Consider the following 26,947-nt stretch of genomic DNA (forward strand, 5'->3'; position numbering starts at 1 on the left):
TGGTTTTGATATTTAGCCTTCACATTAAGTCAGCCTTGTTGACACTCCAAGAGCGAATTGGTAGCGAAACCCAGTTTCCGCGTAACATTATGACCGCATCGGACATATTTTGCGCAACATTCGAAATTCTAGGCATGAAGAAGGTGCACCATGGCGGGCTCTTACGACGATCGCGACGGAAAAATCTGGTTGGACGGCAAACTTGTGGAATGGCGCGAGGCCAACGTCCACATCCTGTCCCACGCGCTGCATTATGCAAGCTCGGTTTTTGAAGGCGAACGCGCCTATAATGGCAAGATTTTCAAAAGTGTAGAGCACTCTGAACGTTTGCTGAAATCCGGCGAATTGCTTGACATGCCGATCCCTTACACCGTCGAGGAGATCGAAAAAGCCAAATACGACGCGCTAGAAGCCAATGGTTTCAAAGATGCGTATGTACGCGTCGTTGCATGGCGTGGCGCTGGCGAAGACATGGGTGTTGCCTCTTCGAAAAACCCTGTCCGTATGGCGGTCGCGTGCTGGGAATGGGGCGCGTATTACGGCGACGCCAAGATGAAAGGTGCAAAGCTCGACATCGCACAGTGGAAACGTCCAAGCCCGGAAACTATTCCAACTGCTGCAAAAGCAGCGGGTCTTTATATGATCTGCACCATGTCCAAACATGCGGCAGAGGCGAAAGGTTGCTCTGACGCGCTGTTTTACGACTATCGCGGCTACGTGGCTGAAGCGACCGGTGCGAACGTCTTCTTCGTGAAAGACGGAGAAGTGCACACGCCGATCCCTGACGCGATCCTGAACGGCATCACCCGTCAGACCATCATTCAGATGCTGAAAGACAAGGGCATCACCGTGAACGAACGTCACATCATGCCAGAAGAGCTGGCAACGTTCGAACAGTGCTGGCTTACCGGTACAGCGGCAGAAGTGACGCCAGTGGGTCAAATCGGCGAGCATACTTTTGAAGTCGGCGATATCACCCGAGATGTGGCGGAAAGCTACGAGGCGCTGGTGCGGGCATAAGCGTCCAAAGTCTGTTCTTGAACGAGGCCGGGAATATCCCCGGCCTTTTTTGTCAGCCCTGTGGCGTTACACTCGGACGCGCCTTACCGCGTTTCAGGCCCAGCTGGCGTTCGCGCCAGATAATGGCGATGCCAGCAGCGACAATGATGAGAGACCCCCAGATCGTCGTTGCGGTTGGGATTTCTGAGAAGACAAAATACCCAATCAATATGGCAAAAATCATAGACGTATAGTCGAATGGTGCGAGTAACGATGCCTCGGCAAAGCGATAGCCGCTGGTTAGGAAAATCTGCGCCACACCGCCAATCAAACCAGCACCTATCAAATACATGGTTTCAGTTGTGCTGGGCATGACCCACCCAAAAGGGATGGTAAACAACGCAAGCAAAGTCGAGGTAAGCGAAAAGTAAAAGACAATCGCTGAGGTCTCGTCTGTCTGTACCAGCCTTCGAATGTGAATCTGTGCCAAGGCGCGAAAGGCCGCGGAGGCCAAAGTGAAAATTGCACCCCACAAAGCCAGTGTCGAAGCCGTACCACCGTCAAAAACAGTGATGCGCGGGTAGAGAATGATCCCGACACCGATCATCCCCACAAAGACCGCACTTAAGCGAAACAGCCGGACTTTTTCGCCCAGCAGAATGGCGGCGAAAATGACGATCAGGAAGGCAGAGGCAAAGCCAATGGCTGTCACTTCAGGAAAAGGCAGCAGGGCAAGGCCGGTAAAGCCAAGCGCCATAGCGGTCGTGCCAATGACGCCGCGCCAAAAGTGGCCCCAGGGATTCTTGACTTTTAATCCTGTGCGCAGATCGCCTCGCTGCGCGAGCCATATCAGGATCACCGGCAGGGCAAAGAACGAGCGAAAGAAGACAGCCTGCCAGGATGGTACATGCTCGGTGGCAGCCTTAATCAAAGACGCCATGATTGCGAATAGGAACAAGGCAAAGACCTTGTACATGATGCCTTTGGTGGGATTCATAAGCTGTCTCTTAAATTACCTGCGGATCGTAACCTCGCAAATGCCAAAGGCAAGGGGGTGCGGCTATATCTACCTTGCGCCTTGGCTTTGATTTTGCTGATTAGAGCAAATCCAATGGAGAGACCCGCAATGTCAGCCACCAATCACCTGATTTCCCGTTTGCAAGCGGCCAGCCTTGGACGCAAGACTGATGTCTTTGCGACATTGCCTTATGGGCGCAAGGTTAGTTTTGGAGAGCTGTTTGATGGTGCGGCGAAGGCTGCAGGTGCTTTGATTTCACTGGGCCTCGCACCTGGAGACCGCGTGGCGGTTCAGGTCGAAAAGACCATCGAGGCAATCCAGCTCTATCTGGGAACGGTCATGGCGGGCGGGGTCTTTCTGCCATTGAACACCGCCTATACGGTCTCGGAACTGGAGTATTTTCTAGGCGATGCGACGCCGAGCGTGGTGGTTTGTGATCTCTCTAAATTAGAGTCTATTTCAGAGATTTCGGGCACTGCAAAAGTTTTGACATTGGACGCGGATGGCCTAGGGAGCTTGACTGATCTGGTGCGATCCAGTGATCCGATTGAACCGATCGCTCGGAGTGCCGATGACCTGGCGGCGATCCTTTATACTTCTGGCACCACTGGGCGTTCCAAGGGGGCAATGCTGAGCCACAACAACCTCTCGTCCAACTCGGAAATGCTGCGGGATTATTGGCAGTTCACTTCCGAGGACGTATTGATCCACGCCTTGCCGATCTTCCATACCCATGGGCTCTTTGTTGCCACCAATGTCGCTTTATTGGCGGGGTCTTCGGTGGTGTTCCTGCCGAAATTTGATGCTGATGCGATCCTTGAGGCAATGCCAAAAGCCACAGCGCTGATGGGCGTTCCAACATTCTATACCCGACTTCTGGACGATCCTCGCCTCACCAAAGAGCGTGCGAAGAATATGCGGCTCTTTATTTCGGGGTCCGCGCCTTTGTTGGTCGACACACATGAGAAATGGCTAGGTCGCACAGGTCACCGTATTCTCGAGCGCTATGGCATGACCGAAACCAATATGAGTACCTCAAACCCCTACGACGGTGAACGCCGCGCCGGGACTGTTGGGTTTCCGCTACCGGGCGTTGAGACCAAGGTAATGCTGGATGGACAAGAACTGCCCGAGGGCGAAACCGGCGTGCTTTGGGTGCGGGGTGCGAACGTCTTCCAAGGCTATTGGCAAATGCCTGAAAAGACCGCTGAGGAATTGATGGAGGATGGCTGGTTTATCACGGGCGACCTCGCTCGGATTGATCAAGATGGCTATGTGACAATCGTCGGGCGTGAAAAGGATCTGGTGATTACAGGTGGCTTTAACGTCTATCCAAAGGAAGTTGAAAGCCTGATCGACGATCTGAATGGCATTCTGGAAAGTGCCGTAATTGGTGTGCCGCATCGGGATTTTGGTGAGGCGGTTGTTGCGGTTGTTGTCGCGACACGGGACGGTACCACAATAGATGCGATATCAGGTGCATTAGAGACGAAACTGGCCAAATTTAAACGACCAAAACAGATCATTTTTGTCGATGCCTTGCCGCGCAACACGATGGGTAAAGTTCAGAAAAAAGCGCTACGCGAAACCTACGCGGGGCTTTTTGCCTGAGGCGCTATTTCAACAGGTTTGACCAATGGTTTGGCAAATCTGTGTCCATCTCTTTTGCAAGTTGCTTGAGGTAGGCCAACATCAGCCGTGCGCGTTTGCGCGCGATCTTACGCCCTTTGCGCGTCACCATCTCGCCTGGCAATTGCAGCAATTTCAAGTGCCAATGATCGATGGACCAAAGCTGATCATCTAATGCTCTGCCCGCAGCAAAGGGGTCCTCTGGGTCCGCTAGCGGACGATCCATTTGCCCTGCAACCATGAAAGTACGCGCGATGCCAACTGCTCCAAGCGCATCCAGTCTGTCTGAATCGCGTAAAATAAAGGCTTCGGTCGACTTCGGCTCAATCCCAGCAGAGTAGCTATGCGCCATGATCGCGTGTTGGGCCGCCCTAATTTCCGCGTCGGAATAGTCGAGTTTGGCCAAAATAGGCTCTGCTTTTTGTGCGGATAACGTTGAAGCCTTTTTGCGGTCCGGGTGGTCTTTCGGCAGGTTCACAAGGTCATGCAGGTAGGCGGCAGCCATCAGCACGCGGAGGTTTACGTCGCCTTCGTCGAGCGCAATGCGATGCGCCTGTGCCCAGACGCGGTCCAGGTGCAAAACATCATGTGCCGGGTCCTGTGCCATTTCTTGTTGAATGACTTTGCGCAACCGCGCACGTAGAGTATCCATCAACCGATCGTGCCTTGGTTTTCACCGATTTGACCGCGGTGCAGCAACAAATGGTCCAAGATAACGCAGGCCATCATGGCCTCGGCTACTGGAACCGCGCGGATGCCAACACAGGGATCGTGGCGGCCTTTTGTGACCACCTCAATCGGAGTGCCGTCAATCCGGATCGACTTACGAGGGGTTAGGATGGATGACGTTGGTTTAACCGCAAAACGCACAACCACGTCTTGGCCTGTCGAAATGCCACCAAGAATACCGCCTGAGTGGTTGGACGAGTAGACCGGTTGCCCGTCATTGCCCATGAAAATTTCGTCTGCGTTTTCTGTGCCCTTTAGGCGTGCAGCGGCCATACCTTCGCCAATCTCAACGCCTTTTACGGCGTTGATCGACATCATCGCTGCAGCAAGATCAGTGTCTAGCTTGCCATAAACGGGGGCACCGATGCCGGCAGGCACACCGCGTGCAACTACCTCGATTTCGGCCCCAACAGAATCATGCGCCTTGCGCAGGGATTGCAGGTAGTTTTCCCACTCGGTTGCTTTTTCGGCACCGTTTGGAATCCAAAAATCATTTTTTTCGATGGCGTCCCAGTCAAAGGCCTTGCGGTCGATTTCGACGTCGCCCATGCGGGTCATATAGCCTTTGATTTCAAGACCTGGCACCAATGCCTTGATCGCCTCACGTGCCACCCCACCGGCGGCCACGCGGGCTGCAGTTTCTCGGGCTGAGCTGCGTCCGCCGCCGCGATAATCGCGATTGCCGTATTTCTGGTGATAGGTGATGTCAGCGTGGCCCGGGCGGAAGGTCTGGGAAATCTCGCCATAATCTCGGCTTCGCTGATCGGTGTTTTCAATCATCAACTGAATGGGTGTGCCAGTGGTTTTGCCGTCAAACACGCCCGACAGAATTTTCACCGCATCCGGTTCATTGCGCTGGGTGGTGTTTTTGTTTTGTCCTGGGCGACGTTTGTCCAGCCATACCTGCAACATCTCAGGTTTAACCGGCACGTTCGGCGGGCAACCATCCACAGTGGCACCCAATGCAGGCCCATGGCTTTCGCCCCATGTTGTCACACGAAAAAGATGGCCAAATGAATTCACGGACATGTGCGGTCTCCTATTACAATGACCCGTTTAGCGGCAAAGCGCGAAAGGGGAAAGCCCATGATAAAAAAGGCCGTCCTGCGGGGGCGCAGAACGACCTTCCTTCGCGGCCCGAGGGTGCCGAGCGCTTGCGAACTTAGAAGCCAGATCGTTCGGTAACGTCACCGAAGTAGGATAGCGTGTCGACTTCGACCGAATGGCGATGCACAGGCTTTGCACCTTTTTGAGTTGCACCACCCAAAGGCACCGTGAGCGTTAAGCGGGTGATATTCGTGTCGCCAAAGAAGCCTTCGTTTTTGCCAAAGGCCGCATTCAAATAAACCGGCTGGGGCAGGGGGCCATCTAGCTCGACCCCGACTGTCACACCGTAAGATTTAACCTTGCCAAGAAAGTCAGCTTCTTCGTGTTTGTAGAAAGCCCCGAAATCAATGCCATTTTCGAGGATATGGACGACATCAAGACCCGCAACAGTGCTGCTTTCGTTCACCAATTTATAGTCACCCTTGCCAACAAACCCGCGGAATTGGGTGGCCCCCATTTGGTAGGCCGCTTCAAGCCCATAGTGATCTACGATAGAGGATCCCATGAAACCTGTTAGTTCGGTTCGGTCAAAGAAAATGCCCAAGGCCAGTGTATCTGTTGCTTGATACATGCCCAGAAGGGAAGCGACCGTTAGATCCAAATCAAAAGGACTAACGTCGGTCTTGGTTGCTCCGACGCTTAGGTCAAATTTGTCAAAAATGCCGAAAGTGAGAGCGCCGCTGATAGATTCATTTCGCGCTTTCTCTGGTGCAAATGGATCGCTGAAGGTCATAAGGCTGGTTCCGACAGTGATTTCTGCATTTTTCAATTCAAAAGCGTGCACGGTTCCGGCCGCTGCGACGGTTGCCGCAGCGATGATCAATGTGGTTTTCATTGGTATTCCCCAGTTTAATATTGGGGCGGGGTGTAAGCCCGAAGCGAAAACGAGAAAAGAATAGATATTTGATTTAATTGAATTTAATTGGATTGTCGGTCAAATCGGAGATTTTATGTAACATAAACTCATAGGGTTTATGAGTTGCGCCGAAGGTTTGTGGCGGGTTTATGAGGAACATACGTCGGAAATCAAAAGCGGTATGCCTGTAGAGAAAAGGCATACCGGTAGTGAGCCTCATTTGAGCGTCACTTTAACCGCAAAGGCACGGAGGGCGGCCTCCGCTGAAGCGCCCGAAGTTAGATAGGATATTGAAGTCTGCGGAATGTGCGTGGAAGTGATGTGTTCCGCGAGGTGCGGCGTTACCCAATGGCACAGTAATGGACGCACCAATATGGTTTGCTGTTTCGAAGAAGCCTTCTGAGCGCCCGAATGTCAAATTCAGATAAACGGGAGCTGTACTGTCACCTTGCAGTGCGTAACCGACATGCACTCCATATTGTTTAATGGCGTCATACTTGAAATCTGCATGAAGAAAGAAGAACCCTGCATCAAATCCGCTGGCAAAATTATACTAGCCATTGACGCCGTAGACGGTGCTTTCGATATCGTCGTCGCTGCCTCGACCTGCAAACCCCATCACCTCGAAGTTGTTAATGTTAAGTGAGCTTTGGACACCGATGTGTCTTATGGTTGCGGATATATACATGTTTGAAAGTTGAGTTTGGTCAAGGAAGACACCCAGACTGAACGTGTCTGAAAACTTATAATCGGCTAACAGGCTAAAGACCGCCATATTTTCAAAGAAGATCTCTGAATTCGCGTGGTTGAAACCGAAATTCAGATCAAAGTTTTAACCAAATCCAAACGTTACTTGGCCGCCGATGAATGAATTGTTTAGTTCAACGCCTGGCCCGTGCTTGAATGTCATTTCGCCATAACCCAGAGTGATCGCACCTGATTTGACCTCAAAGGCCCGTACACTGGTTGCCTTCGTTGCGAGCGCCAAGCCCGCAAGTATTTTCTTAAACATCTGGTCATCCCAACCTTACTAGTGGGGTTGGACCCTGGTTCGACCATTTCGGAAATTTGCAGCATAGTCAGGGGGTTATGACTATGCTGCAGAGGGCGTTCCAAAGCCTACAGCAATAAGACCGCTATAGTTGAAGCAGACCCTAGTTCTCGAGTTTCGTTGCTGGAGCGCTTAGTTCGTTTTGTTTCAAGAGGGCGGTAGCAATATCAAACTGTGGATTGGATCTAATTTGTGCGCTGCCTACGATTGTTGCATGCGTATCGTTGCGTTGTGGTGAGGTATGCGCGGAAGCATTAGGTGCGATGGCCGCCACGAAGCTTGCCGCTAGAACTGTGAACCCAATTCTATTTTTTGCAAATTCGTTCATGTCGTGTCCTAACCAATGAAGTGAATACACCGTTCATATGGGTCCAAAGGAGTAGGGATGTTAGAGGTGTTTGGGTAAAGTTTGGTCACAGTTTTGCGAAAGAAGATGAGCGTTTTCGTGACCCGGTCAGGGGTTGAAATCGCCTTTGAACTCTCGCCGGGAATGGTCTACCCAGAACAGGAGCGGCCCCGTGGCTCAACTGGATAGAGCAGCCCCCTCCTAAGGGGCAGGTTGCAGGTTCGAATCCTGCCGGGGTCGCCAAGTTTCTTAGATGCCTAAAAAACCAAATGTCTGCGCAAAAAACAGAACAAACATTGCGCAAAATGTTGGTTCGGTAAGTTGAGTTTTTGTTAAATAGTTGATTTAGAAGTGAAAATTACCCAAGCGAATTTGTGGTTGCTATCAACGTATTATTTTTTCAGCGACATTTCTCGTAAAGAGACGTTCTTATCTAAGTTCACGGTAGCCTTTGATTGCTGTTTCAAGAGTGTATGCATGCGCAAAAAGGGCGGAAAGCGGACTTTCGCTGCGATTGGCAAACACGATATTTGACTTTCAGCGAGCGGACGTTGCCCATAGTGCGACGCTTTCCATCTAGTTGGTTTTCAGCATAGGGTTGAGCGGAAAAAGGCAAAAGTGATTTTTGATGTACGATCCCACATTTGGCAGCGCAGCACTTGCAAGGCACCTGAGCAAAAGTGATTTTCTAAAACAGCCTGCATTGAAGAATGAGGTGAACAAGGAAGCTTTAGTTACTCAAGCTGTTGCCACAGCACGAAATGGTTTTTCCGCTCTGCCATTGACACCGAATAGCTTGGCTGGCCGGACCATCTATCAAGTAAATGATCTGGCGTGCGATCTGGTGCTGAGAAAGGCCGCTCAGAACATTCGCAGAATCACAGCGTCAAAACAGGGAAGTCGGATCGAGATCGTTCGCCGTCTAAAGTTACTCTGCGAAGAAGGGTTGCCATTTACCGTCGCAAAGATGGACATCGAGAAATTTTATCCGTCCATTGATCAGGATTCTCTGTCAAGCCAACTTAGCAAAAGACTTATGACGGCTCCAAGCACGAGATCTGTTGTCAAGTCATTGATTGAGCAATGCAAAGCCAACTCGGTGAACGGCTTGCCCCCGGGTTTGGCAATAAGCGCGGAACTCAGTGAGTTCTACATGCAAGATTTTGACCAAAGAATGCGGGAACAATTAAGCGCGCATTACTTTGCCCGATATGTTGATGACATAGTGTTGATCCTACCGGAATTGGATAATCCGAACTCGCTTAGGGTACAGGTCGAAGAAGCTTTGCCAGCGGGGTTGAAGTTGAATTTCTCCAAGTCGAAAATCTACGCCTTCGGAAACACGAAGAAAAAATCGACATCCGTTGAGCACAGCTTTGATTACCTCGGCTTTAATTTTAACGTCTACGAGACCAGTAAGGACCGGCCTTTTGGTCGTCGAGTTGAGTTGGATATCGCTTCGTCAAAGGTCAAAAAGAACAAGACGAGGATCGTGAAATCCCTTCTGCAGTACTTGGCTGACGGAAACTTTGATGACCTCATAGATCGCGTCCGTATTTTGACCTGTGGCTATCAGTTCTTTGACGAAAGGCAGCACAAGAAGCGAAGCGCGGGTTTGCAGCATACATACAGCCTCATCAACAGTAACGCACCGGCACTCGCCGAGCTTGATAAGTTTTTCTCGGGGATGGTCCTGTGCCGTTCAGGGGCGATTGGAGGGAGGCTCGCACTAGTTCTGACAAACCGTCAAAGAAAAGAGCTTCTGAAGTACTCATTCGTTTGCGGGTTCGCCAATCGCGTTCACTTCCGACTCAATGCTGATCGGTTGGCCGACCTAATGGAGTGCTGGAAGTATGCCTAGCAAGAGAAAGTCACGGGTCAACCTTAACCGAGCCGACAATTGGCGAGTGGTACTCACAGACACGTCACCTTTTGAGGTGCCGATAATCGTAAGCAACGATGGCTTCTACAAAAACCTTCATGGGGTAGCCAAGAAATCGGAGCACTTCCAAGAATTGGTGAACGCCCTTTTGCTGAAAGACGACGGCAAGAGCTACACCGTTCCGCTAAAGTACAATATCGTCAAAGATTCTCGAAGCGTCAGAACCTTGAGCCTCCTGCATCCGAGGGGTCAGGTTATATTGGCTGATTTCTATCAGAAGTACGAGGAGTTGATCTGCGAATTTTCAGGGCGCGGACCGTTCTCCATTCGTGCGCCGAAGAAAGTTGGGAGTTCCTTTTTTGTGCCATCCCCCTTGCAGGACAAGAATCAATACAAGAGCGCGACCGTCGATACTGCGGAGTTGGATAAACTGGTGCGAAACCCGGCAAGCTATTTTGCATATTCAGGATTTGAGCGCCTCTACAAGTTCTTCGCCTCGAACGATCACATTCGCTTAGAAAAGAAGTTTCGTTACCAGTTGTCTTTGGACATTACTAAGTGTTTTGACAGCATTTACACACACTCTATGGCTTGGGCCACCAAGAGCAAGGAGGAGGCGAAAGAAAATACGTTCGCACATAGTTTTGGAAACCGGTTCGATAAGGTAATGCAGCGGCTCAACCACAACGAAACTAGTGGAATCTGCATTGGCCCGGAGGCCAGCCGCATTTTTGCAGAAATCATTCTTGCAAAGGTGGATCAGAACGCACGCCGTAACCTTGAAGCGAAGAGCCCTCCCATACGTGATGGCGTCGACTATGAGTGCAGGCGGTACGTGGACAACTACTATGTGTTTTCCAATGACCCTGCGATTGCCGAGCAGGTGGAGCACGAGCTATCAATCGCGTTGCGAGAGTACAACCTGCACCTGAATACTGGGAAAAGAGAGCTCGACAAGCGCCCATTCTACTCGAAAAAGTCTCTGGTGATCGACGAGATCAATAAATCCCTTGGAGCTCATTGGGAAAAGCTCTTTGAAGCTGTTACACTGCCTGCGAGCGGCAAGCGGGTGTTACTTCCGAAGTACATTTACAAGTATCGATCATTGTTTGGAAAGTTCACTAGAGAGGTTAAGGCAGCATGTTTTTCCTCCGAGCTTGGGTACGACGCAGTTGCAAACTATGTTATTGGGGCCGTGCGCCGGAAAGTTATTGAGATAGCTGACGGGTACATTGACCTTGTCGCGTTGGAAGAAAGTCCTGTTGTCCGGGACTATCGCCAAATGTTCTTTTTCCTGCTCGATGTTGGATTTTACTTCTTTACGCTTCACCCAACAGTCGCGTCATCGCTTCGCCTGTCTCACGCCATCGTGCGCGCAGCGCAGCATCTGCAACAACATGACCCCGAAGGTTTTGACATTCTCAAAGAAGCCTCTCTTCGGTGGGCGTCACAATTGGCGAGAGCGCCTAGCTTCGAAGGCTTGTTCTCGAAAAATTCTGTGATCCCAATCGAGATACTTAACATTTTGGTTAGTCTTCAACAATTTGGGGGCGATGGGCGACTGGAGCACGAACTGATCTCGCTCGCCAAACTGGACAGAAAGAGGCAAGGCTACTTCGAGTTGGTCGTAAAGCTATTCATCTATGGTGATCGGTTGGAGTTCGTTAACCAAAGGAATGAAATTTGGGATTTCATCTGTAAGCGAGTTTCGTCAGAGAAGTACCTGAATAGGGATTCTGAGACAGTGCATCTGTTGCTGGACTCCCTTGCTTGTCCCTATCTGGAAAGGGCCAAGAGAGCTAAGTTGCTTCGGGCTTCATGGAGCAGGATCGGCGCGAACTCCGGAAACATCACTGTTGCTGAGGCCGAAGCGCTAATTGACGAAATCCAAAAGCAGCATTGGTTTGTTCGCTGGGATGGTATCGATCTATTGAACATGATCGAAAAGAAAGAATTGAGCAGCGTCTACGCCTAGGATACCTAGAAGGTGGGTGCCAGCCACGTTTTGCCGTGACTCGTTTTGCGGTACAGACGGGCGATCAAACTGCGGTGTTCAGCCTTGCGTTGACCACATGGATCGTACAGTCCGCGTAAGAGGTCGTCTTGAGCAGCAATGCACACACTTACTGTGACTGGCATCCAAACGTTAATTCCGTCATTGTCTGCTAAGTGGGCTGCAACCGCAGCATTTCAGCCCATCGATGAACGGCAGGTTTGGGCCCGCAAGCGACGGCTATTGATCTTCTGCAAACGTAAATGCTGCACCGCATCCGATGTCCACAATGAGCCCAATCCATCTCAATTCGGCGGAGCGACGAATTTCCGCATTGCGGATAGATGGCTTAGCCTCATTCACACGCAGCAATTGAAGGCGCTGACAACGCTCGTTAGAGTTTGTCGCAGATGAAACCTCAGCAAAGAGGAATTGAGCAGTGCATTATCTAATTACACGTCGCACGATCCTCCTGGGAGCCTTGGCGACCTTTCTTTCTGGATGTGCTAACAAATTCCGCACTTACAGTGGGCCAGAGGTGACCCGGGTGCGGGTTTACAAGGGGCAGCGCATGATTGTCCTGGATGGCAACGAGGGTATTTTGCGTACTTTCCAGATGGGTCTAGGTTTCGCCCCAGAAGGTCACAAACAGTTTGAAGGGGACGGGCGCACGCCGGAAGGCTCCTATGTGATTGACAGGCGAAATCCAGACAGCCTTTTCCATCTTTCGATAGGAATATCTTACCCAAATGATGCAGATATCGCATACGCAAAAGCTCAGGGTCGTTCCCCTGGTGGAGATATTTTCATCCATGGGGGGCCGCGCCCTGGCATTGACCCGACAAACAAGCGCGACTGGACGGCTGGGTGCATTGCCGTTTCGGATCGGGAGATTGAAGATATCTACGCAATGGTGAAAGACGGAACGCCTATTGATATCTATTCGTAACCGACTTGGCTTGGAAAAGGTGGCGTTTGAACGCCTAAAGAAGATAGTGCCGTTACGCTATTCTGACGGTTTCAAAAAAAAGACGGTTCAAACTGAAAAACACAGATATTGAGTGAGTTAGGCGCGCCTCTTTTCAACAGATTTGATCAGCGGCCAGCAAAGTTATTTGAAGGGCACTTCGAAAAATTAAACACAGCAAAGCCCAAGGCACCCGACCTCCCTAGGCCGGACCATTCATGAAAACCGCTTTTGTAAAACCGTATTGAAACCTTCGAACAGCAGTACCAGAGAGATGATAGCAAGCGTGACAGTCGCAGCCTTGTCATATTGGAATGAACGCACGTAAGTCTGAACGTGCAGCCCTATGCCCCCGGCGCCAACGATGCCCAAGATCAAGCTTTCCCGGAGGTTCAGTTCAAAGCGGAAGACTGTGTCGCGGAGCACCACCGGAGCCATCTGTGGCCAGATCGCCCACCGTAGTAGTTGCGCCCGGCTGGCGCCTGCGCTTTCCAGTGCAGCAAGCGGAGCAGTACCGACATTGTCGATCGCTTCAGCATAAAATTTCGCCAGCATACCGGTGGCATGAAAAGTGATTGCAAGAATACCGGGTAACGGACCCAGCCCGACAGCCCCCACCATCAGCATCGCCACCAGGATCAGTGGAATTGAACGGATTGCTGCCAGTAGCGCCCGCACCGGGCGCCAGATGGTTGCGGGTACAAGTGTCTCAGACGCAAGCACAGCCAGCCCCGCAGACAGGACGATGGCAAACAGCGTACCAAGAATGGCGATTCTCAGTGTTTCGGCCAGGCCTGTAAGGACCTCCGGCCAGACAGAAAGGTCTGGTGGCATCATACGGCCTAGAAATTCTGCCAGCCTAGGCCCCGCTCCGGGCAGTTTGTCCAAACCGATATTAGCGTTTCCCGCAGCCCACAGAAGTGCAAGCCCGAGCACGATCCAAACCAAGATCCGGCTCATCAGCTTACAACCCGCAATCCGTCACCAGGTACTGTTCCATGGTATAATTCACTTATGTCGTCGTTGCCGACCATTGCAGAGGGCTTGTCAAACAGCACCGCGCCCGCGCGCAACCCAATGATGCGGCTGGCGAAGCGCCGCGAAAGCTCTGGCTGGTGCGAACTGAAGACAACGGTGATGCCACGCTTTCGTGCTGCATCGGTGATCAGTTCCAGAATACGTTCCGCATGGGCTGGATCAAGGTTGCTGACCGGTTCATCTGCCAAGATCAGCTCAGGCTCCTGCGCCAAGCAGCGGGCGATGGCTACCCGCTGGCGCTGCCCGCCGGAAAGTTGATCCACACGGCGCTGCGCCAGATCCGTCAGGCCTGTGTCCTCAAGCGCAATGGCCGTCTTGAGGTGATCCTCCGCGCCGTACCACCCCCAAAGCGAAGACCAGGTGCGCATCCGCCCGAGCCGTCCATTCATCACATTCTGATATGCGCTCTGCCGATCGACCAATGCGAACTCCTGAAAGATGAAGCCGGTTTCCAGTCGAGTTTCACGCTCCGGAGCCCTGTTATTTGGAAGTCGGTTACCGAGCACCTCGGCTCTGCCGCGCCAGCCCCGGATCCGTCCATCCAGCAAAGCCAGCAAGGTCGACTTGCCGGCACCCGAAGGCCCCAGCAAGGCTACGCATTCACCCGGTGCTATTTGCAGGGATACGTCCTGCAGCACCTCTGCACCGTCAAAGCAGTGCGATATTGCATGGAGGGAAAGCGCGTGGGTCATTTCAAATAACCATAGCGGCGTGCCATTTGCCTGACCCCGTCATAGGCCTTGGGGTCTGCAACCACATAGCCGTCGGGACCATAGAGATAGGCCAGCAAATACTGGTTCTCAGCCTTGTTCAAGCGCAGCATAGCATCCACGAAGCGGCCCTGCAGACCCGAATCCAGGTCAGGCCGAGCAATGATGGCATGGCTGGGAATTTGCTCGCTTTCGCCCAGCACCATGATCTCGGCCTGCTGTTCGGGCGTTAGATAGAGGTCGGCATACTGGCTAGCCCCCGCCGCATCGACCAAACCGTTGACCATAGCCTGCATGGCCTGCTGATAACCGCCTGCAAAAAACTTTTGGCCAAAGAACCGGTCCGCATCGCCTGCATCGGTCACCAGACCCTCACGGACGAACAGGTCCAACGGATAGAGATAACCGGATTCCGACACTGGATCGGCAAAGGCAATGTCGCGGCCCTGTAGGTCAGCCAGCGTCTCAATGCCACTATCCTTGCGTACAAACACCCTCCCCGCATAGCTCGGCTGGCCGCGGTAAACCTCGGACAGAAGCGGCACCGCTCCGATCTGGTCTTCTGCCAGCACAAAGGGCAGGGCGCCCATGAAAGAGATATCGGCATCGCCATTGCGCAATGCCTCTACTGCCGCAGCATGATCAAAGGTAACAAAGCCGGTGACTGGAACCTCCAATTGCCGGGACAGCCAGGCAGTGATCACCTCGATATCCCCCAACAGCTTCTCTGGGTTTTCTTGCGGAATGAAGGCGAGTTTCAGCGCCTCCTCCGCAGAGGCCGTTGCTGGCACTGTCAGGGCGGCAGCGGCAGTGGTAAAAAAGGTACGGCGCGACAGCATCAGAACATCCTCTCATCAATCTCGGCTTGCATGGTTTTGAAAGCGTCCCACTGGCGGCTCGCTTCAGCCCAGTCGCCAGTGGCGCTGGCATCGCCAACTGCCTGGAGTATTGCGGCAAGCTGGTAGATTTCAGGCTTGGCGTTTTGGTTGGTCATAACGCTCGCATCCGCCGCCAGGTCCGGCGCAACAGTGTCAATCAATACGGCAATGTTCTCTGCGTCGCGCATCGGGATCAGCGTGTCCAACGTCGAAGCAAAGGTGGTGAGCTCCTCCCACGACAGGCGGAACACGCTGTCTCGGCCTTCAAAGCGCTGGTAGGGCTCCTCACCATCTCCGACCGCCTGCACATAGGCAGTTAAATCGGCGCGCTGTTCCGCATCCAAGCCCAGATCCTTGGTATCGTTGAACCAGTCTACAACGCTTGCTAGGGTCGGCAGCGATCCGTCATGCATATAGGGTGCGGTGAAGTTGGCATTGCGCAATGTGGGCGTTTCGAATGCGGTTGTGGTGCCGCCTGGGAACGGCGGTTCGGCCGAGCCGATGTCATAGGTCTGTCCGTCTCGGAAAAACCGGTCCGGGGTGTGGCAGGAGGCGCAGGACCTGTCGCCAAGCCCGGCAAATTCGGTATTGAACAGTACCTCACCGCGTTTCGCAGCCTCAGAGGCCTTGTCTGTCAGCCGCCCGGCTTCGTCGATCTGAGGGTTCGGCAGAAAGTCAAAGGCGCGCAAGTAGGCGACCATCGCATCGAGTTGGAACGGCGTTGGCTCCGCCCCGGCAAACTCGGTCACGATCACATTGCGTACAAAACGGCGCAGGCTCGGCTCGCGCCCATCACGCCCGTATGGCGCTGTAAAGCGGATGCCCCGCATTGACGGCGTATCCAGGTGATCGTCTTCCCGGTCGTTGAACATCGGATTGAAGAAGGAACTGTCCACATCCATCCCGCCGGCATGGCTTGAGAGGCCGGGGATGAAGAAATCCCGGTTCACGTCGGACCGGTTGTGGCAGGTGGAACAGGCTATCCCCAGATCACGTGCTGGAGAACCGAAGATCTCAGGGCTATCGAACAGCATGTCGCCATAGGCTACAAGCGGCAGGTTGGCCTCGTCCTCGCCAGCCTCTTCAAACTGGAGCACCAGCCGGGGTAGCTCGCGCTGATCAGCAATATTGGAGCCCGGTGGGAGTGTGGCGGGCAACACTACCGGCGTACCGGAGCGAACTGCGCTCTCCGGTGCCGGGGTCAGCTTGCCACGTTCGACAAAAACGGAGGGCAGATAGTTTTTCTCAATGTACTCCACGATAACTTTTTGCGCCTCAGTAAATCGCGCGACATTCGGGTCCTGAGCGCCATAATCCAAAATACCGGAGCTACCCAGAGAAGAATTCAGAACCAGCCAGGCGCGACCTAGATCGTATGCGGCCTGCTTGTCCGCCGCCAGGATGCCGTCCTCAAACGCGCGGTACAAGGCCGTAGACTGCGCAACCTCAAACGCGGCTTCAGGCTGGCCAAGTGTCGCCTCGGCTGCCTCTAGGTGCTGTAGAATACCTTTGGCCAATGCTGTTGTAGTCGCTGCAAACAGGGCCTGTCGGTCTTCCGAAGCCAGCGCTGCGCGAATGTTCTGGGCGTCGCTATCCGATACCCGTGACAGAGCCTCCACCGCAACTGCGCTGCCGGGTGCCGGAGCGGTCCAGTTGTTTTCAATCTTCTCCCAGGGAACGGGTGTCAGGTTCGCCATGAATAGGCTCAGCCGGTAGGCTGCGGCTCGTGGTGCCCATGGGGCTTCTTCAATGGCAGTGGCCCCCACACTAAGCGGAAGAAGGCCAATCAAGGCGGATGCAATCAGGTGTTTCATGGTTCAGTCTACAATTATTAGCCTTGGCTAAGTTTTGTAGAAAGGTCTATGTCATTGTCAAGCCCCACGTTGCTGGTGCATACACATTAGGGTGCGGTAAGCAGGGTTCCGCGCCAGCAATAGACACCGAGAGCAGAATGACCGACCAGAAACCACAACCCTTCGGACGCAACCCTGACGACCAAGCGAGCGGTTTCGAGGCAGCCCGCGCCGCTCGACAAAGCGAAGTTGTTGAGGATTATGTTGAGCTGATCTCAGAGCTGATTCACCAAAACGGTTCAGCAAGGCCAGTGGAGATTGCCGAGCGTCTCGGCGTGACCCAACCCACTGTGTCCAAGAACCTGTCGCGGCTAAAACGCGAGGGGTTCATTGTGCAGGAACCTTACCGCTCAATTCGCCTGACAGATGCCGGGCGGCGACTGGCCGAGGCTTGTCGAAAGCGGCACCGAATTGTGGTGGAGTTCCTTATCGCCTTGGGTATTTCCAAAGACGTGGCCGAGCACGATGCCGAAGGTATCGAGCATCATGTAAGCGAAGAGACACTTCGCGTATTCAAGGATTTTTCGCGGAGCTAAATGAGCCAATAGCGATGTGGTCAACGCAATTGCCATTTCCTGAAATAGCGCGTCGAGGAATGGCATTGTGCATTCAAATCTGATCTGCAAACAAAAGGCAAAGCAGGGGCGCAAGACCCCCGCAACCGAAACTCACCTAGATTTGAAATGTCGCTCAGGAGCCGTCATCGTCTGCTTGAACGATCAGTTTGGCCTCGACGGGCACGCCCCCAACCATTAGCGGGCTGTGGCTGTTGCCATTGAGAGAGACTTTTACCTCAACGTCGCCATCCGGCAGGGATGGGAGGTGTAACCAGTTGGCATAAAGGCGCCCCAGCTTTTCGCCGTTGATATAGACATGCGCGTGCCCTTCACCAAGTATATCCTCAGTAGAGGCATTTTCAGGAGAAAATCGGAAGTTTTGCGGTGTCACGTGCAAGTTCCAACCTGCCATCGGATCTTTAATCATCTTGATCGCCACGCTGGGGGCATTGCTGTCAGCCGGTAAGTTAGTGGCAGCAGAATGGTCATGGGCTGCCATCTCCGCATTGCTACCATGTTGAGACGGGTCAGCGTGGTCGTGGCTGTCAAAGGTGCCGCCGCTGCTGGCGGCGATCACAAAGCCGACACCACCACCAAAAATCAGCCCGATGGCAAAGAGCGCGAGAGAACGGGACATTTTGTCCTCCTCAATAAATGAAAGCTCCTGCCGGCGGTGACCGGCGGGAAAGCAATAGAGGAAAGGAATCAGGCGGCGGCGTTCGCGCGTTTGCCTTCAGCCTGCCAGAAGTATCCGGCAAAGCTTCCCAGCAACACCCAAGCGGCCATGCCGATGCCAAAGGCTCGGGCGGCAAAAAGCGCGCCGATCTCGGTCGGAACCGGGCCAGCGAAGGTGTCGGGTTCAGGCGCACCGACGACGTGTGGCGCTATCAGCAGTGCAGCGGCGATCAGATAGCTCACCAAGTTGCCTCCAAAGGCGATCAACCACATGGCGACGCCAGCCGTGGCAACAGTAGCAGTCCACCATACTTGGCGCACACCGACATCTGCTGCGGCTACGCCTGGCACTTCAGGCGCCAGAGACAAGCCAGGCGCAAAGTGGAAGGCAACAAAGCCAGCCAAGCCCCAAAGCAAACCGGTGCGACCGTTAATCTCACGACCCTGTTGTTCGGCAATCGACATAAGCGCCACAAGGGCCAATGCATAACCAGTATACGTCAGCATCGTGAAGATGATGCTCAGGCCGTCGCGCACCGGCTCGGCGAACATGCCGGGCAACTCGGGATGCGCAGTCACAGGATCAGCGCCAAAATGCACCAAATCACCACCCTCATAAAGTTCGGCGTGGAGAAGTACAGGCTGCACGAAATAAAGCTGCAGCAAGGCGGCAATCAGCCCCGCTGCAGCACCAGCGAACAACGCGCTGGTCAGAATACGACTGAACATGGTCTTAGTGGCAGGGGAAACCAGTTGCGTGGCGCACATCGTGAGCAGCGTCATGCAGGCCAGAAGCTTGAGCATGGCCGGTCACAGTAACAACACCCAAACCCAGAATAAGGGCGAAAACTGCGGGCAGAATGGTTGATCCTACAGCGGATGCTTTGATAGCGTTTGTCGTCATTTTAGTCCTCCTTGCCGTCACACCCGACGGCGCAAGTTACGTTCAATATACGGCCGGTCTCCTGACTCGCGGGTCGATGCGGTCTTCCTCCTTCCCAGCGCTCTCGCGCCAGTGGAAATGGAAGGTAGCTCGCCGCTCACAGTCGCGGGGGCGGTTAAGGTTGGGTGCCGTTGAATCGGTCCACCGTCCTCATTCCCGTTTCAGTTCCAGTGCATCCGCACCTTTGAACACCGTAATGATCGTTACTGGCTCATAAAGCGGCGGTTGGTCAAGTAGGAAACCGGCATGTCCGGGTTCTAAAGCGCCAAAGTCATAGCTGGAACTTTCTCATTGGGTCGCGGGCGGGCTACTATATATTTGCCGGAATACGAGCAATAGCCTTGAAACGCAGGTTTCCCAGTGGTCTTGCATCAGTGAAGTTGCCGTCTGTGCTCTCTTGATACATCTGGATGAACTTCAGTATGTCCGGCAAATCTAGCGCCGTAATTTCACCAAATAGATAGGCAGTCTTGCCGTTCTGTCGAACGGCCAACGTTTGTGGTCGCAGGCAACCGGACATACAGTCCACCTGCTGCAATCTTACCTTCACGTTCGCGAGCTCTAGCGTTGATACCACTTGATCATACAGGGTTGGGTCAGCGTCACGGCAGGTACGGCATAAAGTAAGTGTCGGTAGGTGCATGCGCCGGGCAAGTCCTTATTTGAGCGACCCTCTTAACGGTTCAATCACCGTTGGTCGTTTATTAGTTTGACTTCGAGACCTGATTTTGACGTGATGCTTGGAGAAAAGTCCATACTTTGCGATTGGCGTGCTCACCGGAGTAAGTTTCCTTGAAGGCATTTTGGAATACTCAGACCTGTGCCTTGGTAGGTTTCCACTTTCCGGACCAAACTGCTCTCAGGTAAAACTGATGCTGGCTGCTTGCGTTTTTTTACCTGTCAACATCTTGTCACGTCACTACTTCGGCTACTTTTGGTCGGCCTGCGCTGCAGCTGCTGAACAGGCCGGGCAAGATTGAGGGAGGGACTTCCACCAATCGGCTCGGTTACTCTTCCGGGTAGCTCGAAAAGACCTCGGTCGAACTGTCCCTTTGAATCAAGTATACGTCGTAGGCCTCGCGGTCGTCCTCGGGTCCCATGCCTGGCGAACCATAGGGCATTCCTGGCACTGCAAGGCCGACAGCATCGGGACGCTCTTGAAGCAGGCGGTGGATGTCGGCGGCTGGTACGTGTCCCTCGATCACGTAACCTTCGACGAGCCCAGTGTGACAGGAGACCATGCGTTGCGGCACTCCGTTGTCGAGCTTGAAGCGTACGAGAAGACCGCCGAACATGTCCTGACCTGTTGGCGCGAAGCCGTTCTCTTCGAGATGGCTCATCCAGGACAGACAGCAGCCGCATCCATTGGTCTTGCGGACATCGACTGGAATTGCCTCCGCGAGAGCCTGCGCCGCCGGGAGAAATGCAAAAACGATGGTCAGAGCTTGGGTCAAGTGTTTCATGGGTCAGAGCCTTTTGGTTTCTGCCGGTGTAATTTCACCGAAGAGATAGTTGGAATGGAGCGCGGGCCTCGGCCAGTCGGGACAACGCGGTAGCTTGGCAGGCCTCGCGCTCGGCGGCTTCAATGAATGCCCAGGCAGTCGTGGTTTGGGTCAACATCGCTTGAGGCTGCTCGAGTACCCAAACCAAACGCGGTGTCCAAAGTGTAAACCTCAGCTGTTGCCAAAGTCTTTGCGCGTACAATTCGCTAGACCTCAGAATTGCCGAATAGGTTGCTTCAGGCACCACTAGGCCCAAGAATGTATGTGTGAATTTCACTATGCTTCGGCGTGCGTGTGAGCTGACGCTTCTTTCCTTTCTGCCAACGCTTGTCGGACGATCTGGAATGCAGATGAAAGGAATAAGCCCGCCATTATTGCGGCAACGATAAGATCAGGCCAACCGGTTGCTGTGCCCCATACACCCAAGGCCGCGAACATCACCGCGACGTTTCCGATGGCGTCATTACGAGAACAGAGCCAGACTGAGCGCACATTGGCGTCCCCATCCTTGTAACGGACGAGCAGGAGAACACTTGCGAGATTGGTCATCAGAGCGAAGAAGCCAATAATCCCCATAATCTCTGCTTCCGGAACGCCGACATAGAAGACACGGTACACTGTCGATCCGAAGACCCAAAGGCCCATCAACAGCAAGCTAACCCCTTTGGCCAAAGCCGCATTGGTGCGCGCCCGGATCGAAGCTCCGATCACCGCAAGCGAAATACCATAGGTCAATGCGTCTCCCAGAAAGTCGAGAGCATCAGCCTGAAGCGCCTGTGATTTTGCGTAGTGACCGGCGGTCATCTCGACAACGAACATGATTGCGTTCAGTGCAATGACGATCCACAATCGCCGCTTGTAATCATCTGATACGCCGTCGAACTTGGCGTCATGTCCACAACATCCTGACATTGGGAAGCCCTTTTGATTCTATGTTACATCTAGTCTAGAATCTCTAGTCACTAGAGGTTCAAGAGGTTTTTATGCATCTCGAGCACCTTCGAAATCTGATGGGTTCACATTCAATCGGCCTGACCAGAATGCTTGGGTTCTACAGAATGCTGCTTAGTCCAATGTGCGCCGGATTTTTGGCACGGCGAACTCCCTTGGCTCATGATAATCGATCATTGTGGTGAACCGCCCTTCAATATCGAACAGAAAAACGCTGGCGGTGTGGTTCATTGTGTAATCACCGCCATCTGTTGGCACACGCTCATAGCGCGCACGGAAGCCCTGTGCTGCGCGAGCGATTTCCTCTTGCGTGCCGGTCCAGCCACGGATCGAAGGATGGAAATAGCCGACATATTCAGCGATTGCCTCGACAGTATCCCGCTCTGGATCGACGGTGATGAACACCACGTTCATTCCCTCTGCGTCTTCGCCTAGGTCATCAAGCCAGCCGGAGATGTCCGACAGTGTCGTCGGACAAACGTCCGGGCAGTAGGTGAAGCCGAAGAAAACCATCGTTGGCCGACCGATTAGAGTTTCGGGTCCAACCTCGTCCCCCTCGTGATCTGAGAGGCTGAACTCCATTTCGGTTAGGGCGAACGGTTGCCGTTCCGTCTGTTCGGATGCACCGGGGCCATCGACCTGCCACCACCCGACAGCAAGTGTCAGTGCAATCGCTGCGATGCCTGCATAGGCACACTTGAGGGTCGTTCGTCCCGTCATCAGCCCTCTGGGCCACGCGCCGCAATACCGAGAATTGGGACTTCGACGGCGATCTCACCACCATCTGAGAAGTCGAGGATCACAGAGAAATTTTCCCCCTCGGTCATTGGTCGCTGCAGGTGCATCAACATGGCGTGCAGTCCTCCCGGTTCCAGCGAAACAGCTTCACCCGGCGCAATTTCGATCTCGCCTGCGGGTGCCATTGAACTGACACCTTCTGCATTTGTAGATGTCTGGTGAATGTCAGGCATCATCGCCAAATCTGTGCGGAGACCGGTCAGTGTGACCGTCTCGTCGCCTGTATTGCGGATGGTCATATACGCAGCGCCCGGACGATTGACCCCGACCGATGCGCGCGACCAGGCATCTTCGACGACTACGCTCTCTGAACCAGCAAAGGTTGGTGTCGCCGCGCTTGATGTAAACATCAGTGCAGCCATCAGGCCATAGAATATTGTTTTCACTTTGCTGTTCCTTTTTTGACCACTAACTACCAACCGCAGCTACTTCGGCGTCTACCTGCTGTCTCAATTCGTCCATTCCAAACGGATCCAGCGGCTTGCCATTGATGAAGAACGTTGGGGTCTGACGAACGCCTATTGTGTCTACGTCTGCTTTGTCTTGATTGAAGATTGCCACGATATCGGGTGATTTCATCTGCTCAATCGCAAGTTCGAGATCGAGCCCGGCTCCGGCCGCGATCTTTCCGAGCTTTTGTTGATCGAACGCCCCATGCGCCGCCCAGACGTCTTGATACGCCATTAGAGCATTGAGCACCGGTTCGAACTTGCCCTGCATCCGGGCCGCTTCAAGTAACTTGACGGCTGTATCCGAAATCGGTCCGTGAAACGGTGTGTAGCGTATTACAACGCGCACGGTTTCGGCGTTTTTGTCCAAAATATCTTTTACAACGGGATGAAATGCCCGACAGGCCTCACAGGCCGGATCGAAGAACTCGACAATGGTTACGGGCGCGTCCTCAGGGCCAAGGATGGGAGAGTAAGGCCGGATCAGAGATTCTGCCAATTCTGGGGCGATGGTTTCTTTCTTTGATGCTGGAGTAGGTCGGTTCACATACCAGGTTGCTCCGCCAAAACTGGCGATACCAAGGGCTGCGACAGAGAGGATGAGGCCACGACGGTTCATGAGTTTTTGTCCTTTAGTGAAAGAGCGCTCAGCGCCGCAATTGCGGCAAAAGCAGCAAGCGCCATCAGCGGGATTGGGACGCCAAAAATCAATTGGTTGTCGTCCACGCAGGAGGGTCCTGTTGCGGTGCAGGGCTGAATCCGTTCCGGGATGACACCGACATAAAGCCCGAGGTGCCAGAGCGCGACAGCGCCGCCGCCAATTGCGAGTGCGACCCCGTACCGGCCCACGCGATCATCGTGCCACCAGAAGCCGAGCCCCAGCACGATGGCCAGCGGAAACATGAAGGCCCGTTGGAACCAACACAACAGGCAGGGTGTTTGCCCCAGCACCTCGCCAATGAACAGAACGGCAAGCGAGGCGATGAGAGCGATTACCCAGGCCAACCCAAGGGCCGTTTCTCCGTATAAGCGGGTCATTTCGGTCAGAGCCTCGCTTTTAGGTCGGTGAGTATCTCTTCTGCTGGCGTGCCATAGGCCCACGACTCCGCGAAACCTGCCTTAGGATCGAAGAGGAACAGATGCGATGTGTGGCCCATTGTGTAGCCATCTGGCGCGGAGGCCTCTTCGATCCGCTCATAGAATATCGGAAAGGTCTCAGACGTTTCTGCAATTTGTTCCGGAGTACCCGTCAGGCCGATGATCCCTGCATCAAACAAGGGCACGTATTCCGCCAGCGCAGCCGGTGTGTCGCGTTCAGGGTCAACCGAGATGAAAATTGGTTGCACTTTTTTGGCATCTGGACCGAGGTCTTCCATAACCGCGGCAACTTCGGCAAGCGTTGTTGGACAAACATCTGGGCAGTTTGCGAAGCCAAAGAAGACGAGCAGCCACTGCCCAGCAAAGTCGCGCTCGGTTTGCGTCATTCCGTGGTGATTTGTCAGTTCGAACGCGGCGCGAAACGCAGGATCAGACATGTCCGCGTTAGTGTCGACCCGAATACCAGCGAACTGGAATGCCGCAAATGCAAGCAGCGCTATGCTTGCCAGACTCCACAATATTTTCTGAATAACTGAAAGACGCATGTCGTTCCGCCTGTTTGATTCATTACTTTGAGTCGGGTTACACCCTCTAGCTGCTGTAGGTTCAAGTGATTTTCTGCCGCACCTGCGAGTGATCGCCAATGCATGAGTTCCGCGGTTGCGCCGCTGGTCATGCAAACCTACATTCACTTGACGATTAACGGGGTTTCGACATGCTCACAATTGGTTCGCTCGCAAAAAGAACTGGCACCAAGGTTCAGACGATCCGTTACTATGAGCAGATCGGATTGATGCCCGAACCTGGTCGGACCGAAGGCGGTCAACGGCGCTATGGTGACGCTGAACTCGATCGCCTCGCGTTCATTCGGCACAGCAGACAGTTGGGATTTCCGCTCGACGCGATCCGGGAGTTGCTTGATTTGTCCGACGCTCCGGACCGGCCCTGTCACGAAGCCGATGAAATCGCTCGCCGACAATTGAAGCTCGTTGAGCAGAGGATGGAACGCTTGAAAGCGTTGCGCGCGGAATTGAAGCGCATGGTCAAGGAATGCAGCGGCGGTAACGCCGCGCAATGCCGTGTTCTTGAGGTGCTGAGAGACCATTCAGAATGTCTGACCGAGCATGATCAGATTGGCGTCTGATTAGGCGCATACAACTTTTTGATATTCTTACTTGAACCTACAGTGACTGTAGTAATTATCTATATCCTCGAAAGATTCGAGGAGACCCATTGTGGCATATGAAGACCCCTTGCTGACGGCAACCCCAATCCTGGATTTTGGTGCGGCTTCCATCGCGCAGTTAATTGATGGAAGGGGCTGGGCCAATCTGTCCGATACTGACAAGATCGGAGCTGTTTATGACTTTGTGCGTAATGAAATCGCATTTGGTTACAATCGAGCCGACGACATTCCGGCGTCCGAGGTGCTTTCCGATGGATATGGTCAGTGCAACACCAAGGGTACGCTCCTTATGGCGCTGCTTCGGGGTGTAGGCATAAAGTGCAGGATCCACGGATTCACGATCCACAAGGGCCTTCAGCGCGGCGTTGTGCCGGAGCTTGTCTACCCGATCGCACCGGAAGAAATTCTCCACTCGTGGATCGAGGTCGAACTGGACGGCAGGTGGATCAACCTGGAAGGCTTCATTCTCGACAGCGCGTTTCTGAAGGTTCTGCAATCTTCGTTTGCCAACACTGAAAGCCTCTGCGGTTACGGCGCTGGAACAGATTGCCTGAGCGCCCCGCCAATCGAATGGAACGGGCAGGACACCTACATCCAGAAAACCGGGATCGTGCAGGATTTTGGCACGTACGATACGCCCGATGCCTTCTACGCAGAACATCAACAACAGTTCGGGCGACTGCGCGGTTGGTTCTATCGAAGTATTATCCGGTATTGGATGAATGCACGCGTACGGGCCTTTCGCGCTGGCCGACTGAAACCCGACGTATCTGTAGCGCACAGCCATGAGGACGAGATCCATGCCGCATGATCACCACGGTCATAGCCATGCCCATTTGGACCCATCCAGCGGAGATCGTCGGGTCGCCATTGCAATTTGGGCCAACGGTCTTCTGACCGTTGCCCAGATCGTGGGTGGCATTTTTGCAGGCTCACTCGCTCTGATCGCGGATGCGCTCCATAACTTTTCGGACATGGCGGCGCTCGTCATTGCCTTTGCGGCCCGCAAGATCGCACGTCGGCCTGCCGATGAAAGGATGACTTTCGGCTATGGTCGTATCGAGACCGTTGCAGCTTTGATCAATTACACGACACTGATCGTGATCGGACTCTATCTTATTTATGAAGGCGGCATCCGCCTTTTCGAACCGCCCGAAGTGCAAGGGTGGACAGTGGTCATCATCGCGGGATTAGCGCTGGTCGTTGACGCCGTGACGGCGGCACTAACCTATTCAATGCAAAAGGGCAGTCAGAACATTCGCGCCTTGTTCCTCCACAACCTCTCCGACGCTTTGGCCTCGGTCGCCGTGATCGTCGGCGGCACGTTAATCATTTTTTACGACATGCGGTGGGTTGATCCTGCGATCACGATTGGAATAGCGATCTATATTCTATACTTGGCCTTCGCAGAGATCGGTGGTCCGATCCGAACCCTCATGCTCGGTAGTCCGCCGGACATTGACGGCGGAGACGTGGTGACCGCTCTGCGCCAAACAGATGGCGTCATGGACGTCCACCATGTTCACCTGTGGCAGATGGAAGAGAATGCACCGGCGCTCGATGCCCATATAGTCGTCGAAGACGCTGCATGGGGCCGGTTGGAGCATATAAAGGCAGAGCTAAAGGCGCAAATTGGTGCAGAATTCGGGATCAATCACTCCACTTTGGAGTTAGAGCGCGACGGAGTTTGCGAGGACGAGGTTCCGCTGTTCGGCCATGATTTGCTCTAAAC

General features: G+C 53.6%; 30 protein-coding genes, 1 tRNA gene and 1 riboswitch. Of the genes, 10 read left to right on the forward strand and 21 right to left on the reverse strand.

From position 1 onward, the window contains the following. Positions 1 to 150: 150 nt before the first annotated feature. Positions 151 to 1,020 (forward strand): branched-chain amino acid aminotransferase, encoded by an 870-nt coding sequence (locus tag JXQ85_RS02045; RefSeq protein ID WP_421747187.1) that lies wholly within the window; start codon positions 151 to 153, stop codon positions 1,018 to 1,020. A 52-nt stretch (positions 1,021 to 1,072) separates the two neighbouring features. On the opposite strand, the gene JXQ85_RS02050 is transcribed toward JXQ85_RS02045, so the two are convergent. After that, positions 1,073 to 1,996, reverse strand: coding sequence for a DMT family transporter (locus tag JXQ85_RS02050; RefSeq protein ID WP_421747188.1), 924 nt, complete (start codon positions 1,994 to 1,996; stop codon positions 1,073 to 1,075). Between the two features lie 129 nt (positions 1,997 to 2,125). Here JXQ85_RS02050 and JXQ85_RS02055 point away from each other — a divergent pair, with 129 nt between their 5' ends. Continuing rightward, a complete protein-coding gene (locus JXQ85_RS02055; RefSeq protein ID WP_421747189.1) occupies positions 2,126 to 3,628 on the forward strand; it encodes a malonate--CoA ligase in 1,503 nt (500 codons plus the stop codon). Between the two features lie 4 nt (positions 3,629 to 3,632). Here the strand turns inward: JXQ85_RS02055 and JXQ85_RS02060 are convergent, their stop codons facing one another. The 5 genes from JXQ85_RS02060 to JXQ85_RS02080 all read right to left on the reverse strand — a co-directional run bounded on the left by JXQ85_RS02060 (position 3,633) and on the right by JXQ85_RS02080 (position 7,717). After that, a complete protein-coding gene (locus JXQ85_RS02060) occupies positions 3,633 to 4,298 on the reverse strand; it encodes an HD domain-containing protein (protein WP_421747190.1) in 666 nt (221 codons plus the stop codon). After that, the gene (gene aroC, locus JXQ85_RS02065) at positions 4,298 to 5,404 is read right to left on the reverse strand and encodes a chorismate synthase (protein ID WP_421747191.1); all 1,107 of its coding nucleotides are present in this window, start codon (positions 5,402 to 5,404) and stop codon (positions 4,298 to 4,300) included. The genes JXQ85_RS02060 and aroC overlap by 1 nt, the downstream gene beginning before the upstream one ends. 133 nt (positions 5,405 to 5,537) lie before the next feature. Continuing rightward, positions 5,538 to 6,317, reverse strand: coding sequence for a hypothetical protein (locus tag JXQ85_RS02070; protein WP_421747192.1), 780 nt, complete (start codon positions 6,315 to 6,317; stop codon positions 5,538 to 5,540). 853 nt (positions 6,318 to 7,170) lie between these two features. Then, positions 7,171 to 7,350 (reverse strand): hypothetical protein, encoded by a 180-nt coding sequence (locus JXQ85_RS02075; protein WP_421747193.1) that lies wholly within the window; start codon positions 7,348 to 7,350, stop codon positions 7,171 to 7,173. Positions 7,351 to 7,492: 142 nt separating this feature from the next. Then, positions 7,493 to 7,717 carry a hypothetical protein gene (locus tag JXQ85_RS02080; RefSeq protein WP_421747194.1) on the reverse strand — a complete coding sequence of 75 codons (225 nt, stop codon included), beginning with the start codon at positions 7,715 to 7,717 and terminating at the stop codon, positions 7,493 to 7,495. A 184-nt stretch (positions 7,718 to 7,901) separates the two neighbouring features. Here JXQ85_RS02080 and JXQ85_RS02085 point away from each other — a divergent pair. From JXQ85_RS02085 to JXQ85_RS02100, 4 genes are all read left to right on the forward strand, one after another. Then, positions 7,902 to 7,978: transfer RNA gene (locus JXQ85_RS02085), tRNA-Arg, on the forward strand. Positions 7,979 to 8,363: 385 nt separating this feature from the next. Beyond that, entirely contained in the window at positions 8,364 to 9,596 is a 1,233-nt protein-coding gene (gene drt3a, locus JXQ85_RS02090; RefSeq protein ID WP_421747195.1) for an antiviral reverse transcriptase Drt3a, read from the forward strand. Positions 9,597 to 9,642: 46 nt separating this feature from the next. Continuing rightward, positions 9,643 to 11,592, forward strand: coding sequence for an antiviral reverse transcriptase Drt3b (gene drt3b, locus JXQ85_RS02095; protein ID WP_421747196.1), 1,950 nt, complete (start codon positions 9,643 to 9,645; stop codon positions 11,590 to 11,592). A 490-nt stretch (positions 11,593 to 12,082) separates the two neighbouring features. After that, complete coding sequence (locus tag JXQ85_RS02100; RefSeq protein WP_421747462.1) at positions 12,083 to 12,559, forward strand: L,D-transpeptidase family protein; 477 nt, start codon at positions 12,083 to 12,085, stop codon at positions 12,557 to 12,559. Positions 12,560 to 12,793: 234 nt separating this feature from the next. Here the strand turns inward: JXQ85_RS02100 and phnE are convergent, their stop codons facing one another. The 4 genes from phnE to JXQ85_RS02120 are packed head-to-tail and all read right to left on the reverse strand — an operon-like array spanning position 12,794 to position 17,017. After that, positions 12,794 to 13,537, reverse strand: coding sequence for a phosphonate ABC transporter, permease protein PhnE (phnE, locus tag JXQ85_RS02105; protein WP_421747197.1), 744 nt, complete (start codon positions 13,535 to 13,537; stop codon positions 12,794 to 12,796). Then, positions 13,537 to 14,307 (reverse strand): phosphonate ABC transporter ATP-binding protein, encoded by a 771-nt coding sequence (locus JXQ85_RS02110; RefSeq protein ID WP_421747198.1) that lies wholly within the window; start codon positions 14,305 to 14,307, stop codon positions 13,537 to 13,539. Before JXQ85_RS02110 ends, phnE begins: the two co-directional genes overlap by 1 nt. Next, positions 14,304 to 15,164: a phosphate/phosphite/phosphonate ABC transporter substrate-binding protein gene (locus JXQ85_RS02115; protein ID WP_421747199.1), complete on the reverse strand. Its 861-nt coding sequence runs from the start codon at positions 15,162 to 15,164 to the stop codon at positions 14,304 to 14,306. The genes JXQ85_RS02110 and JXQ85_RS02115 overlap by 4 nt, the downstream gene beginning before the upstream one ends. After that, positions 15,164 to 17,017: a cytochrome c peroxidase gene (locus JXQ85_RS02120; protein WP_421747200.1), complete on the reverse strand. Its 1,854-nt coding sequence runs from the start codon at positions 17,015 to 17,017 to the stop codon at positions 15,164 to 15,166. Before JXQ85_RS02120 ends, JXQ85_RS02115 begins: the two co-directional genes overlap by 1 nt. A 137-nt stretch (positions 17,018 to 17,154) precedes the next feature. On the opposite strand from JXQ85_RS02120, the gene mntR reads away from it, so the two are divergent. Beyond that, positions 17,155 to 17,592: a manganese-binding transcriptional regulator MntR gene (gene mntR, locus JXQ85_RS02125; protein ID WP_265019373.1), complete on the forward strand. Its 438-nt coding sequence runs from the start codon at positions 17,155 to 17,157 to the stop codon at positions 17,590 to 17,592. 154 nt (positions 17,593 to 17,746) lie between these two features. Here the strand turns inward: mntR and JXQ85_RS02130 are convergent, their stop codons facing one another. From JXQ85_RS02130 to JXQ85_RS02180, 11 genes are all read right to left on the reverse strand, one after another. After that, entirely contained in the window at positions 17,747 to 18,250 is a 504-nt protein-coding gene (locus JXQ85_RS02130) for a hypothetical protein (RefSeq protein ID WP_421747201.1), read from the reverse strand. Between the two features lie 68 nt (positions 18,251 to 18,318). Continuing rightward, entirely contained in the window at positions 18,319 to 19,017 is a 699-nt protein-coding gene (locus tag JXQ85_RS02135) for a CbtA family protein (RefSeq protein ID WP_421747202.1), read from the reverse strand. A 4-nt stretch (positions 19,018 to 19,021) separates the two neighbouring features. Beyond that, entirely contained in the window at positions 19,022 to 19,192 is a 171-nt protein-coding gene (locus JXQ85_RS02140) for a CbtB domain-containing protein (protein WP_074964317.1), read from the reverse strand. A 34-nt stretch (positions 19,193 to 19,226) separates the two neighbouring features. Beyond that, positions 19,227 to 19,440: riboswitch (cobalamin riboswitch) on the reverse strand. Positions 19,441 to 19,541: 101 nt separating this feature from the next. Next, positions 19,542 to 19,874 (reverse strand): DUF1636 family protein, encoded by a 333-nt coding sequence (locus JXQ85_RS02145; protein WP_421747203.1) that lies wholly within the window; start codon positions 19,872 to 19,874, stop codon positions 19,542 to 19,544. 364 nt (positions 19,875 to 20,238) lie between these two features. Continuing rightward, positions 20,239 to 20,694: a DUF411 domain-containing protein gene (locus JXQ85_RS02150; RefSeq protein WP_421747204.1), complete on the reverse strand. Its 456-nt coding sequence runs from the start codon at positions 20,692 to 20,694 to the stop codon at positions 20,239 to 20,241. A 315-nt stretch (positions 20,695 to 21,009) separates the two neighbouring features. Then, on the reverse strand, positions 21,010 to 21,645 hold the full coding sequence (locus JXQ85_RS02155; RefSeq protein WP_421747205.1) for a cation transporter: 636 nt from the start codon (positions 21,643 to 21,645) through the stop codon (positions 21,010 to 21,012). A gap of 153 nt (positions 21,646 to 21,798) precedes the next feature. Beyond that, positions 21,799 to 22,404: an SCO family protein gene (locus JXQ85_RS02160; protein ID WP_421747206.1), complete on the reverse strand. Its 606-nt coding sequence runs from the start codon at positions 22,402 to 22,404 to the stop codon at positions 21,799 to 21,801. Then, positions 22,404 to 22,844, reverse strand: coding sequence for a copper chaperone PCu(A)C (locus JXQ85_RS02165; RefSeq protein ID WP_421747463.1), 441 nt, complete (start codon positions 22,842 to 22,844; stop codon positions 22,404 to 22,406). The genes JXQ85_RS02160 and JXQ85_RS02165 overlap by 1 nt, the downstream gene beginning before the upstream one ends. Before the next feature lie 46 nt (positions 22,845 to 22,890). Further along, positions 22,891 to 23,550, reverse strand: a complete 660-nt coding sequence (locus JXQ85_RS02170) for a DsbA family protein (protein WP_421747207.1) — start codon at positions 23,548 to 23,550, stop codon at positions 22,891 to 22,893. Next, positions 23,547 to 23,969: a disulfide bond formation protein B gene (locus tag JXQ85_RS02175; RefSeq protein ID WP_421747208.1), complete on the reverse strand. Its 423-nt coding sequence runs from the start codon at positions 23,967 to 23,969 to the stop codon at positions 23,547 to 23,549. Before JXQ85_RS02175 ends, JXQ85_RS02170 begins: the two co-directional genes overlap by 4 nt. A gap of 5 nt (positions 23,970 to 23,974) precedes the next feature. Further along, a complete protein-coding gene (locus JXQ85_RS02180; protein WP_421747209.1) occupies positions 23,975 to 24,574 on the reverse strand; it encodes an SCO family protein in 600 nt (199 codons plus the stop codon). Positions 24,575 to 24,744: 170 nt separating this feature from the next. Between JXQ85_RS02180 and JXQ85_RS02185 the strand changes: the two genes are divergently transcribed. The 3 genes from JXQ85_RS02185 (at position 24,745) to JXQ85_RS02195 (ending at position 26,945) form a co-directional block, all read left to right on the forward strand. Then, positions 24,745 to 25,173, forward strand: coding sequence for a MerR family transcriptional regulator (locus JXQ85_RS02185; protein ID WP_421747210.1), 429 nt, complete (start codon positions 24,745 to 24,747; stop codon positions 25,171 to 25,173). A 91-nt stretch (positions 25,174 to 25,264) separates the two neighbouring features. Next, positions 25,265 to 26,026 (forward strand): transglutaminase-like domain-containing protein, encoded by a 762-nt coding sequence (locus tag JXQ85_RS02190; RefSeq protein ID WP_421747211.1) that lies wholly within the window; start codon positions 25,265 to 25,267, stop codon positions 26,024 to 26,026. Next, positions 26,016 to 26,945: a cation diffusion facilitator family transporter gene (locus JXQ85_RS02195; RefSeq protein ID WP_421747212.1), complete on the forward strand. Its 930-nt coding sequence runs from the start codon at positions 26,016 to 26,018 to the stop codon at positions 26,943 to 26,945. The genes JXQ85_RS02190 and JXQ85_RS02195 overlap by 11 nt, the downstream gene beginning before the upstream one ends. Positions 26,946 to 26,947 lie beyond the last annotated feature (2 nt).

Origin of the sequence: Cognatishimia sp. (assembly GCF_049116455.1) — a bacterium.
Classification (GTDB): Bacteria; Pseudomonadota; Alphaproteobacteria; order Rhodobacterales; family Rhodobacteraceae; genus Cognatishimia.